The following is an 11,990-nucleotide window of genomic DNA, read 5'->3' on the forward strand; positions in this document are numbered from 1 at the left end:
GTCCCGGCCCCGGGGCCAGCCGGGGACGTCAGCTGAAGTTCTTGCGGTGAGCCTTGATGGCTGCGACGTAGTGCTTGGTGTCGGTGTACATGCCGTGCTTGTTGACCGAGTACTGGCCCTGGTAGTAGCCGGCGATTGCGTAGTCCAGGTTCTTGCTGGTCCGGATCAGCTGGCGGATGATGGCGATGCCGGCGGTGGCATTGTCGTACGGATCCAGCAGGTTCAGCTTCCGGCCCACGAGGTCGGACGCCCATTCGCCGGAGGAGGGGATGACCTGCATGGTGCCGATGGCGTTGGCCGGCGACACGGCCCGCTGGTTGAACCCGGACTCCTGGTAGGCGAAGGCTTGTGCCAGCGCGGGATCCACCCCCATCCGCCGTGCGGTGTCGGCCACGATGGACTGCATCTGCGCGAGCGAGGGAACCGGTGAGGCGTTGAGCAGGGCCTTGTTCTTATTGGCCGAGCTGACGACGGCTGCCGGGTAGGTGTAGCCGAGGAAGGAGCTGGGCACCAGCGGTGTGACGCTTGATGCCGGCTGGACGGCGCTGGCCTTGCCGGGAATGGCGAGCTTCTGGCCGGGGTAGATGATGCTGGTGACCTTGAGCCGGTTCGCGGACAGGATGTCCGAGAGCTTCACGCCGTGCCTGGCCGCGATGCCGGACAGCGTGTCCCCGGACTTGATGACGTAGGAGGCTGAGCGGGTGGCAGCCGGCGCCGCCGCCGTGGCCGGGGCTGCAGCAACGGCCGTGCCGGCACCGAGCCGGATCTTCTGGCCCGGGTAGATGATCGATGTCACCTTGAGCCCGTTCCAGCTAAGTATTTGCGAGAGCCTGACGCCGTGCCGGTTGGCAATGCCGCCCAGCGTCTCACCGGATTTGACCGTGTACGTCCGGGCCGCGGTGCTGGCCGGCGCCGCAGCGGTCCGGGACGGAGCCGCCGCGGCCTTCAGCTTGATGCGCTGTCCCGGGTAGATGACGGAATTGGTCTTCAGGTGGTTGAGCTTGAGCACTGAAGAGGTGCTCAGGCCATACCGGTGGGCGATGCCGCTGACCGTTTCCCCGCGGACCACAGTGTGGGCTGTCGGGGTCACGCGGGTGGCTTGAAGACCGGCGGGGAGCGTTGCAGGCACGGCCGCTGCGGGAATGATGCCGGCCTTGGCTGCAGCTGCCTGGGCCTCGATGGCGGCGGCGAGTGTCGCAGGGACTGTTGCGGGGCGGGCCTCGGCCGCTGCGGGCTGCGCGACCGCCAGGGAGGAAAGCATGACGGCAGGGAGCGTGGCCGTCGTGGCCGCGATCAAGGGCAGGCCCGGCCGGGGTGACTGCTTGGTGGAGCGGGTCGTCGTCATGGGAAAGTCCTCTTCTCAGCGGCGAATGCTGTCGGTCATGCCAGTTGCTCGTGGTACCAATGTTACTGAAGTTAATCGTGTTGCGAATGTTATCTATGTGAATCTCTCACGATTTTCCGGTTAGCACAAGAATCGGGTCCCAGCCGGGAAATCCGTCCGGCTGGGAGTGTCGCGCGCGAAAATGCCGCGGGGGCAGGCGTACGCCGTTTCGACTAGGCTTGCGGGCGCCCGCCGTGGCAACCTTGTCCCGTGAGTACTGTTGAAACCCTTGTAGGCGACTGGCTGCCCCTGCCCGATGTCGCCCAGCTGCTTGATGTGTCCATTACCAGAGTCCACGGGCTCCTTGACGAGCGCGCGCTGGCAGCACTGCGGATCGGGGAGCGCCGGATCCGCTCGGTGCCCGCGGCTTTCTTCCAGGACGGCCATGTAGTGGAAAGCCTCAAGGGCACAATCGCGGTCCTGGCAGATGCCGGCTTCTCCGACGAAGAGCTCATCGGCTGGCTTTTCACCCCTGATGAGTCGCTGCGCGGGCGGCCCATCGACGCCCTCCGTGAAGGGCGCAAGACCGAAATCCGCCGCCGGGCGCAGCTGCTCGCCTGGTAATACGCCAGCGCGGCATTAAAACCAGCTGGTAAGCGGGCCGGGCCGGCCGATCAGGCGGCCCGGCTCACCGTCGCCTCAGCCAGACGCCGCAAGGCGGTCTTGGGGAGGTCTTCCAGGGGCAGCAGTTCGAGGGCTGCGTACGCAGCCTCGCCGAATTCCTCGATCAGCACTTCCGTGGCCTGCAGCGCACCGCAGTCCGCGATGATACGGCGGATCTCGGCCACGTCCTCTTCGCCCAGGTCGGGGCTGCCGAGCCTTGAGTCGATGAACGCTGATTCCTCGGGCGTGGCCAGGTCCAAGGCAAAGGCCACGAGCACGGTCCGCTTTCCCTCACGGAGGTCGTCTCCTGCAGGCTTGCCGGTGGTCACCGGGTCCCCGAAAACGCCGAGTACGTCGTCGCGAAGCTGAAACGCCTCACCCAGGGGAAGCGCGAAGGCGGAGTAGCCCCGGAGCAGGTCGTCGGACGCCCCGCCAAGCGCCCCGCCCAGGGCGAGCGGATGTTCCGTCGAGTACTTGGCCGATTTGAATCGGATGATCGACTGGGCGCGGCTGACGGCCCCCGCGCGGTCCCGGACCGGGCCCGCCACCTCTTCGAGGATGTCCAGGTACTGCCCGGCCATGACCTCCGAACGCATCAGGTTGAAGATCAGCCTCGCCCTGCTGCCGGAGGCGGCCGTTTCGCCGATGTCCGTGAAAGCTTCCTCGCTGAAGGACAGGCAGAGGTCACCCGCCAGAATGGCTGCGGCGTGGCCGAAACGTTCGCTGTCGAGCGCCCAGCCCTGGGACTCGTGGAGCTGACTGAACCGGCGGTGCACGCTGGGTCCGCCCCGGCGGGTATCCGACCGGTCGATGATGTCGTCATGGATCAGGGCTGCAGCCTGGAACAGCTCAAGGGCAGCGCCCGCGGTGATGATGTCCTCCGCTGAGGCAGGGCCGCCTGCGCCGCGCCACCCCCAGTAGCACATGAGGGCACGAAGCCGCTTCCCGCCCGTGACCAGGTTGGAGATCGATCCCATGATGGGATCGATGTCCGGCGAAATGGCGGTCATGATCGACTGCCGGGTTGTCAGAAAGTCTGTGAGCTTTCCCGCTACGGCGGCCACGAAGTCCGCCTGCTCCACCCGAAGCTGCTCGGCCACCATCACTTGACGGACTCGGGCGTCACGTTGGCACCGATGGTGAAGGTGGAAACCCCGCCGGTTTGGGGGACCGCGATGTTGACCGTCTCGTTTCCCGCCCGCACAAAGTCCTTTGACGCCACGCTGCCCACGGCGTTGCCGGGAACAGCCTTGAAGCCCTGTGCTTCCAGGGCTTTGGTGTAATAGGCGACGACGGCGGCCGGCTTGGCGGAGGTTGAGCCCACCAGCGCTGCGGTGGCCGGGGACGTTGACTTGTCGAAGCTGCTGGCCACCACCTTGGCCCCGGGCATGACCGGAAGCAGCTTGGCCGGGAATCCGGCGACGAGTGCTCCCACGGTGGCCGAGGTGCCAGGCGTTGCGCTGGGGCTGGCCGTCGCCGTCGCTGACGCCGTGGCGGTTGCTGTGTCCGCGGCAGTGGGGGAGGCCGATGCCGTTGCCGCGGGTGTTGCGGAACCGGGCGCCTGTGCCGTACACGCCGACGCCATCACGGCGACTCCAACGGCGAGCAGCCCGAAGCGGGCAGGCATGAGCGTTCCAATGACCTTCACAGGTGCGGTCCTCCTGGGTGTTGATGCCGGATTCAGCCTCCAGTTTAGTCAGGTGCAGGGCATAGGATTGCAGATGTGGGGCCGGACGAGGAGAGAGAGCAGGCGGAAGCGCGGCTTCGCGACCTTCGGCGGGCGAGCATCCTGCACGTCGACATGGACGCGTTTTTTGTCTCGGTGGAACTGCGCTCCCGGCCCGAGCTCCGTGGCAGGCCAGTCATCGTTGGCTTTCCCGCGGAGCGCTCCGTAGTGCTGTCAGCTTCCTACGAAGCACGCAAGTTTGGCGTCAAATCGGCGATGCCCATGGCCGTGGCCTACCGGCTGTGTCCGCAGGCCACCATCATCGAGCCGAAGCACAAGCTCTACTACGAAGTGTCCGGCCAGCTGATGGCCATTTTCGAATCCATCACGGAGCTCGTCGAACCGCTGAGTGTTGATGAGGCGTTCCTTGACGTCGGAGGGGCGATCCGCAGGCTCGGTCCGCCGCTGGACATCGGTCAGCTGATCAGGCGGAGGGTCGCCAGCGAACTGGGCATCACAGCGTCTGTGGGGATCGCGGCCAGCAAGTTTGTGGCCAAGATCGCTTCCACCCGCTGCAAGCCGGATGGCCTGCTGCTCATAAGGCCGGAACAAACCGTGCCGTATCTTCACAGCCTCCCGGTCAATGCGCTGTGGGGAGTCGGCGGCAAGACGGCGGAAGTGCTGGCCCGGATGGGAATCCGTACCGTGGCTGACGTCGCCGCTACGCCGGTCTCCTCGCTCAAGAAGGTGCTGGGCGCCACAGGCGAACACGTCCACCGGCTTTCCTGGGGCGTCGACAGCCGGACGGTCACCCCGGTGCGGGTTGAGAAAAGCATCGGAGCGGAGGAGACATTCGCCTCGGATACCGCAGACGACGCCCTGCTGCACCGCGAACTGTTGCGGCTGTCCCACCGCACTGCCGGGCGGCTGCGCGCTTCCGGGTTGGTGGCCAGGACCGTGGCCCTCAAGCTGCGGTACGCCGACTTCTCCACCGTCACGCGAAGCCGCACGGTCCACACGCCGCTGGACAGCGCGCAGCTCATCTATGCCGTGGCCATCCAGCTGCTGGAGTCGCTGGGGAGCCGGCCCCTGACGGTCCGGCTGGTGGGTGTCCGTGCGGAGCAGCTGGAAACGGCGGCCCAGACCTCCCTCCAGCTCAGCCTGGACAGGCGCGATGACAACTGGCGGGCCGCTGAACAGGCCCTGGACAAGGTGGCGGAGAAATTCGGCAGCAAGTCCGTGCTGCCGGCACGGCTGCTTGAGCCGGGAAGCGGCAGCCCCTGACGTGATTCCGGCGACACCGGAGGATCCGGGAAATCGTATTCCAGGGCTTGGATCGTTGTCAGTTCAAGGCCCCAGGCAGTATTGCTGACCGTGAACAGCGTCTTTCAGAACAGGCCCCAACAAACTATCCTTATAGATACAAAGATTTTGAACGTCTGGACATGTGTGGATCACCTGACCCGCCGCGTCAGTATGCTTGAATTCCTGAATCTGCCAACGCTGGCAGGCCGGGAACCTGGAGAGCATGCCGGTCGTTGACGAGGCAGGAATAACCGGTTCCGGCCTGTCTGGACGTTGGCCTACTTAAGGAGGTCGTGATGCCGCTCTCGGAGCACGAACAGAAGCTGCTCGAGCAACTCGAGAAGCAACTGCATGAGGACGATCCCAAGTTCGCCAATTCCATGGGCTCGGATCCCGGCCGCAGCTGGTCCACCCGGCACATCGTGATTGGCGTACTGGCCACCCTGGCCGGGGTGCTGCTCCTCCTTGTTGGGGTCTCCCTTCAGAACATCTTCGTAGGGGTCCTCGGCTTCGTCGTCATGGGTGCCGGAGTTTACTTTGCCACGATGCGCAGCGTTGCGGCCGGCAAAGCAAAGGGCGGCGGGCATGGCCGTAAATCGAAGGGCAAAAGCTCCTTCATGAACAGCCTCGAAGAACGATGGGATGAAAGGCGCCGCGGGGAGTCCTGAGTACCGCTCCACTTCCCACCACCACCGCGCCTGCACCACCCTCCACTTCGCACCACCAGGCCGTCCCAGGGCTGGTGCCAATAAGCCAGGAATGACCCGCTGCGGCGGGTCATTCCGCTTTAACCCCCGGATCCAGGCCGCTTAACTCCTGGATGTATGCCGCCTGACCCGGGGATTCAGGCCGCAAGCGGGTGCCTTGGCGGGTGGGCGCCGACCCCGGCCGCCGGGGCCTGCCGCTGCGACCGCGCCTGACAGGGCCGGGCACTTTCCCTCCACTTTCCACCCCCGCCGAAAATCACCGCCATTCCGCGGAAAATTGTTTGTCCAAGCAGCAGAGAAATAGCCGCGTCGCGTTGACTGTGGGGAGAAGTGGAGTAAAGTGGAGCGCGTAAGAGGGTAGTGGCAGCGCGGGGGTTGTTCGGCTTCTGACGGCAGACGGGCGGTGGGACGTGTTCCTTGGGACACACTCGCCGCGTCTTGACGAAAAGGGCAGGATCATTCTTCCCGCCAAGTTCCGTGAGGAGCTTGCCGGCGGACTTGTTCTCACGCGAGGCCAGGAGCGCTGCATCTACGTCTTCAGCGAGCAGGAATTCGCGAGGGTGCACGAGCAGATACGGGAGGCTCCGATCTCCAATAAGCAGGCTCGTGACTACATCCGGGTTTTTCTCTCTGGAGCCTCGGACGAGGTGCCTGACAAGCAGGGGCGCGTGACCATACCTCCCGCGCTCCGGGAGTACGCAGGGCTTGGCAGGGAGTTGGCCGTCATTGGGGCCGGCACCCGTGCGGAGATCTGGGACGCCCAAGCCTGGAATGCGTACCTGGCAGAGAAGGAAACCTCCTTCTCTGAAACCGACAACCCCATCGCCGGCATCCTTTAGGCCGGCCCGAATCCGGATCCGTTTCTTGGACGAGATCTCCAGCCGCCCATCCTTCCGGCAACCTGGCTCACTTCCCCGGAGCCAGGCAGCCACCGGGATAGGCGCGGATGGGGATCTGGCCCAAGAAACTACCGGGCTAAGAGATTCCCGAGCGCTCAAGGAAGGACGAAGGCGTGACAGAACCCGACCAGCCGAAGCCCACGTCCGAACGCCATGTACCGGTCCTGAAGGACCGGTGCATCAATCTTTTGGCGCCCGGATTCGAGGCAGCGCGCCTGCGCGGTGAGACGCCGGTCGTCATCGACGCCACGCTCGGCATGGGCGGACACTCCGAAGCCATGCTCCAGCGCTTCCCCGACCTGCACCTCGTGGGGATCGACCGCGACGAAGAAGCCCTGGCGCTGGCCGGGGAGCGGCTCGAGCCTTTCGCAGCCCGGACGGACCTGGTCCACGCCGTGTACGACGAAATCGCCGAGGTGCTTGAGGACCTTGGCATTGCCGAGGTCCACGGCATCCTGATGGACCTCGGGGTCTCGTCCCTCCAGCTTGACGAGCGCGAACGCGGTTTCGCCTATTCGTTCGACGCACCCCTGGACATGCGGATGGACACCAGCCGCGGCCAGACGGCGGCGGACGTCGTTAACAATTACAGCGAAGAAGAGCTGGTCAGGATCATCCGCAAGTGGGGTGAGGAAAAGTTCGCCGGGCGCATCGCCAACAGGATCGTCAATGCCCGGGCAGCAAAGCCGTTCACCACCACAGGGGAGCTCGTCGAACAGATCCGGGCGGTGGTTCCGGCCGCCGCGGCCAAGTCGGGCGGTCATCCGGCCAAACGCACCTTCCAAGCACTGCGCATCGAAGTCAACGAGGAACTCGACGTCCTTGAGCGTGCGGTTCCGGCAGCGGTGGACGCACTGGCGCTTGGCGGCCGGATCGTCGTGATGTCCTACCACTCCCTGGAAGACAAGATCGTCAAGGGCGTCTTCCAGGCCCGCTCCAAATCGTCAGCCCCACTCGGCTTCCCGGTGGAGCTGGAAGAACACAAGGCCGAACTCAAAACCCTGACCAAAGGCACCGAGGTGCCTACCGCCGTCGAGATCGCAGAGAATTCGCGTGCAGCATCCGCCCGGCTGCGCGCAGTGGAACGCATCAGAGCCAGGAGAGCAACATGAGCACCTCAGCTGCCAAGAACCTCGCCCTTCCGTCCGGCCCGAGCGTCCAGGGGATGGGCGAACAGGCCGGACTCCCGGATTCGGCCCGCAAGGCGCGCACCCCGCTCTCCCTGGTCCGGTCCGCACCGAGGAAGCGCCGCGCGCCCTTTGTTGTTCTCTGCTTCGGGATGCTGGCCGCGGCACTGATCGCAGTGCTGGTGCTCAACATCTCGGTGTCCACAGCGCAGTACCAGCTGGTCAAGCTCCGTGCCGAGCAGACGGCGCTGACCAAGCAGAACCAGGACCTGACACAGCAGGTGCAAAACTTCGAGGCTCCCCAGAATCTGGCAGCCAAGGCCGCACAATTGGGAATGGTTGCATCCACCGGCAAGGGACAGATCGATCTTTCCACGCTGACCGTCAGCGGGGATGCCAAGCCGGCGGCAAAGGCAGACTCGGCAGGAGCAGTGATCGCTGCTCCCGCTGTCCCGGGCCAGCTGAATGTGGTCCCGCCCGCCAGCTCGGGTGAGCCGCTGGCAAGCAGGGCGCCCGCCGCCGGTGAAACGGCAGCTGCCAAGCCGGACGCCGGCACCCCGGCGGAGGCGAAGCCGGCCGAACCGGCGGCTGCCGCCAAGCCGGCAGCCCTGAACGGGGGGACCATTCCGGCACCGGATCAAAGGACGCCGGGGCAGTAAGGCAGGAACAGGCGGCTGGTAGCCCGCATGGCAAGCAGTAGGGGATGAGCGTGGCGCAAGGCAAGGGCAAGGCAAGCAAGAAGAAAGTTGCTAACGCCACGAAGAGGCTCCGCCTCGGACTCAGCATTATGCTTGCTCTCCTGGTGGTGGTCGGCGGAAAGCTCTTCCTGGTGCAGGGACTGGACGTCGGCGGCATGGCCGAGGCCGCCCTGGACAACCGGCTGCGCCCAACCGTGCTGCCCGCCGAACGCGGCAGCATCCTGGACGCGAACGGAACAGTGCTGGCCAACAGCGTCATCCGCTACAACATCACTGTTGACCAGTCTGTAAACACCAAGACCGAATCTTTCAAGCGGCTTGAAAAGGTGGACGGCAAGGACGAGCTCGTCACCGTGTCCCGTGACCAGGGGATCGCCGAACTTGCTTCCGTCCTGGGCATGGATGTTGACGACGTGCGCAAATCCGTCACCGGCACCAGGACGTACTACATCGTGGCCAAGGACCTCCGGCCCGACGTCGAAAACCGGGTGTCGGAACTGCAGATCCCCGGCATTTTCTCCGAGGGCACCAGCAAGCGCGTGTACCCGAACGGCTCGGTGGCCGGCGGCATTGTGGGCTTCCTGGAGAACGGAACCACCGGCCAGGCCGGCCTCGAACAGACCCAGGATGAGATACTTCGCGGCACCCCGGGCAAGCGCGTCTTCGAAATCGGCGCGGACGGCCTCCGCATTCCTGTGGGCATCGACGAACTGACGCCCGCGCAGGACGGCAAGGACGTCAAACTCACCCTGAACTCCGACCTCCAGTACTTCGCCCAGCAGGCCATCCAGACCCAGGCGGACAAGCTCAGCGCCGAGTGGGGGGTCATCATCGTCTCCGACGTGAAGACCGGCAACATCATCGCCATGGCCGACACCAACACGCCTGACCCCAACGACCCCGGCAAGGTGGCCGCCAAGGACCGCGGCGTCCGCTCCGTCACCGCGGCCTACGAGCCCGGGTCGGTGGAAAAGCCCCTGACGGCTGCCGCGCTGATCCAGGAGGGCAAGTCCAGCCCGCTGGACAGGTTTACCATTCCGCCGTCCCTGGTGATTGACGGCCAGCAGTTCGACGACTCGTTCTCGCATGGAACGGAGCAGCGCACGCTCGCGGGCATCATCGGCTACTCCATGAACACCGGGACCGTAATGGCAGGCAGCCGCCTGACCAAGGACCAGCGGCATGACTGGCTGCAGAAGTTCGGCATCGGCGAGGCTCCGGAGGTCGGTCTTCCGGCGGAAGCCAAAGGCATTTTGACACCGGCTGCCCAGTGGGATGACCGGCAGCAATACACAGTCCTCTTCGGCCAGGGCGTTTCCCAGTCGACGCTGCAGACGGTGCGCGCCTACCAGACGATCGCCAACGGCGGGGTCATGCTGCAGCCCCGCCTGATCGACAGTTACATCAGCCCCGACGGCACCGAGGAAAAAGTGCCGGCCAAACCGTCCCGGCAGGTCATCTCCAAGGACACCGCCAAGCAGGTCAGGGACATGCTTGAGAGCGCTGTCACCGAGGGCGAAATCAAGGAAGCGGCCATCGACGGTTACCGTGTGGGCGCGAAGACCGGCACGTCCGAGTCGCCGTGCGATGACGGCACGGCCGGCTTCTGCGGCTACACCGCCTCGATCCTGGGGATGGCGCCGATGGACGATCCGCGGTTTATTGTTGAGGTGGTCCTGCAGCGCCCCAAGGGATCCATATACGGAATCACCAACGGGCCCGTGTTCCGCTCGGTCATGGGCCAGGCACTGCGGACGTACAACGTTCCGCCCTCCAAGGGCACGCCCGTCAGGCTGCCCCAATACGCCAAATAACGGGGTACGCCGAACAGGCAGTACGCCAAGCAACGCCCGCCAAGATAGACCGCGGTACACCTGAACAAACAGTTCTGTCGTGTCCGGTGGTCCACTAGCACCAACGGAGATTCAGTTGTCACATCACCATGACCCCGGCACTGCCGACGCCCCGGACGGGCAGGCATCAAAGAGCGGCTTCCGGCCCACCGCCGTCGCCGCCGTCGAGCTGGGTGTCATCGGCCGGTCAGTGGGTGTCGCAGTACCCGGCGCCTCCGAATCCGTCCAGGTCACCGGCATCTCACTGAACTCGCGGTCCGTTGAACGCGGGGACCTGTATGTAGCCCTGCCCGGGGCCTCCCGGCACGGTGCGGACTTCGCGTCCACGGCGATCGGGTCCGGCGCGGTCGCGGTGCTGACCGACGACGCCGGCGCAAAGCTCCTTGCGCTGGGGCACGACATTGCCGTCCCCGTGCTCGTGGTGGCGGAACCCCGCAGCGTGGTGGGCCGGCTGTCCCGGCTGATCTACCGGAGCCAGGATGCAGACCTCCCCGGCCCCGCGATGTTCGGCGTCACCGGCACGAACGGCAAAACCACCACCACCTACTTCATCAACGCCATGCTGCAGGCGCTGGGCAAGAAGACCGGGCTCATCGGCACCATCGAGATCCTGGCCGGCGGGGACCCGATCCCCAGCCTCCTGACCACGCCGGAATCGACCGATGTCCATGCCCTGCTTGCCCTCATGCGGGAACGCGGGCTGGACGCGGCATCCATGGAAGTCTCCTCGCACGCTGTGTCCTTCCGCCGGGTGGACGGCGTGGTCTTCGACGTCGTCGGTTTCACCAACCTCACCCAGGACCACCTGGACCTGCACGGCACCATGGAGGACTACTACCGGACCAAGGCGGAGCTGTTCACCGCCGGGCGTGCCCGGGCCGCCGTCGTGACCGTCGACGACGAATGGGGGCGGCGGCTTGCCGCCGAGACCGGGCTTCCGGTCACCACACTGGCGACCCTCCAGCCCGGCAGCCCGCCCGACGCGGAGAAAGACCCCGCAGCGGCCGACTGGACGGTCACGGCCCCGAAGGCCCGCGGCCTCGGCACGGAATTCACCCTCCGCGGCCGGGACGGCACGGAACTCCGGGTGCACACAGGGCTGCCCGGCGCCTTCAACGTCTCCAACGCCGCGCTGGCCCTGACCATGGTGCTTGCCGGCGGTGCGGACCCCGCCGAGGTCCAGGCAGCCCTCGACGCCAAGGATCCCTTCACCGTGGCAGTCCCCGGCCGCATGCAGCTCGTCTCCGCGCGGCCGGCCGCGGTGGTTGACTTCGCCCACAACACGGATGCCCTGGCCCGCGCCCTGGAGGCCGTCCGGTCCCCGGAGCCCGCTTCCAGGGTGATCGTGGTCTTCGGTGCCACGGGCCAGCGCGACCAGGGCAAGCGCCCGGCCATGGGCGCGACCGCCGCCAGGCTCGCCGACGTCGTGATCGTCAGCGACGACGACCCCCACGACGAGGACGCCGCAGCGATCCGCGCCGAAGTGCTGGTGGGCGCGACGGATGCCAAGGAAGCCGAGCAGCTGGACTGCAAAATTATGGAAGTTTTCCCCCGGGATGCTGCCATCCGGGAGGCCGTTAACCTGGCTGCCCCGGAGGACACGATCCTGATTGCGGGGCGCGGACACGAAGTGTGGCAGGAGGTCAAGGGAGTGAACCTTGCCCTCGACGACAGGGTGGAATTACGGAACGCCTTGACGGCACGAGGATTCACCGTTCTCCAAGACGACGGGATAGAGTCCTAGACCG

Annotated in this window: 11 protein-coding genes; 8 read left to right on the forward strand and 3 right to left on the reverse strand. The window is 65.8% G+C overall.

Going from position 1 to position 11,990, the window contains the following annotated elements; genetic code table 11:
- Positions 1–28 precede the first annotated feature (28 nt).
- On the reverse strand, positions 29–1,345 hold the full coding sequence (locus ACFRAH_RS07855; protein ID WP_377990347.1) for a LysM peptidoglycan-binding domain-containing protein: 1,317 nt from the start codon (positions 1,343–1,345) through the stop codon (positions 29–31).
- A gap of 249 nt (positions 1,346–1,594) precedes the next feature.
- Here ACFRAH_RS07855 and ACFRAH_RS07860 point away from each other — a divergent pair, with 249 nt between their 5' ends.
- A complete protein-coding gene (locus tag ACFRAH_RS07860) occupies positions 1,595–1,948 on the forward strand; it encodes an Rv2175c family DNA-binding protein (RefSeq protein ID WP_377990348.1) in 354 nt (117 codons plus the stop codon).
- 50 nt (positions 1,949–1,998) lie between these two features.
- Here the strand turns inward: ACFRAH_RS07860 and ACFRAH_RS07865 are convergent, their stop codons facing one another.
- Both ACFRAH_RS07865 and ACFRAH_RS07870 read right to left on the reverse strand, forming a co-directional pair.
- Entirely contained in the window at positions 1,999–3,093 is a 1,095-nt protein-coding gene (locus ACFRAH_RS07865; protein WP_377990349.1) for a polyprenyl synthetase family protein, read from the reverse strand.
- Positions 3,090–3,635 carry a hypothetical protein gene (locus tag ACFRAH_RS07870; protein WP_377990350.1) on the reverse strand — a complete coding sequence of 182 codons (546 nt, stop codon included), beginning with the start codon at positions 3,633–3,635 and terminating at the stop codon, positions 3,090–3,092. The genes ACFRAH_RS07865 and ACFRAH_RS07870 overlap by 4 nt, the downstream gene beginning before the upstream one ends.
- A gap of 75 nt (positions 3,636–3,710) precedes the next feature.
- On the opposite strand from ACFRAH_RS07870, the gene dinB reads away from it, so the two are divergent.
- The 7 genes from dinB to ACFRAH_RS07905 all read left to right on the forward strand — a co-directional run bounded on the left by dinB (position 3,711) and on the right by ACFRAH_RS07905 (position 11,986).
- Positions 3,711–4,937 (forward strand): DNA polymerase IV, encoded by a 1,227-nt coding sequence (gene dinB, locus ACFRAH_RS07875; protein WP_377990351.1) that lies wholly within the window; start codon positions 3,711–3,713, stop codon positions 4,935–4,937.
- A 317-nt stretch (positions 4,938–5,254) separates the two neighbouring features.
- Positions 5,255–5,626 (forward strand): DUF3040 domain-containing protein, encoded by a 372-nt coding sequence (locus ACFRAH_RS07880; protein WP_377990352.1) that lies wholly within the window; start codon positions 5,255–5,257, stop codon positions 5,624–5,626.
- Positions 5,627–6,075: 449 nt separating this feature from the next.
- The gene (gene mraZ / locus ACFRAH_RS07885) at positions 6,076–6,504 is read left to right on the forward strand and encodes a division/cell wall cluster transcriptional repressor MraZ (RefSeq protein WP_076798037.1); all 429 of its coding nucleotides are present in this window, start codon (positions 6,076–6,078) and stop codon (positions 6,502–6,504) included.
- A gap of 173 nt (positions 6,505–6,677) precedes the next feature.
- On the forward strand, positions 6,678–7,676 hold the full coding sequence (gene rsmH / locus ACFRAH_RS07890; protein ID WP_377990353.1) for a 16S rRNA (cytosine(1402)-N(4))-methyltransferase RsmH: 999 nt from the start codon (positions 6,678–6,680) through the stop codon (positions 7,674–7,676).
- A complete protein-coding gene (locus tag ACFRAH_RS07895; protein ID WP_377990354.1) occupies positions 7,673–8,350 on the forward strand; it encodes a hypothetical protein in 678 nt (225 codons plus the stop codon). The genes rsmH and ACFRAH_RS07895 overlap by 4 nt, the downstream gene beginning before the upstream one ends.
- Before the next feature lie 44 nt (positions 8,351–8,394).
- A complete protein-coding gene (locus ACFRAH_RS07900; RefSeq protein WP_377990355.1) occupies positions 8,395–10,203 on the forward strand; it encodes a peptidoglycan D,D-transpeptidase FtsI family protein in 1,809 nt (602 codons plus the stop codon).
- Positions 10,204–10,318: 115 nt separating this feature from the next.
- Entirely contained in the window at positions 10,319–11,986 is a 1,668-nt protein-coding gene (locus ACFRAH_RS07905; RefSeq protein WP_377990356.1) for a UDP-N-acetylmuramoyl-L-alanyl-D-glutamate--2,6-diaminopimelate ligase, read from the forward strand.
- Positions 11,987–11,990 lie beyond the last annotated feature (4 nt).

Source organism: Arthrobacter sp. NPDC056727, from assembly GCF_042790555.1.
Taxonomy (GTDB): Bacteria; Actinomycetota; Actinomycetes; order Actinomycetales; family Micrococcaceae; genus Arthrobacter.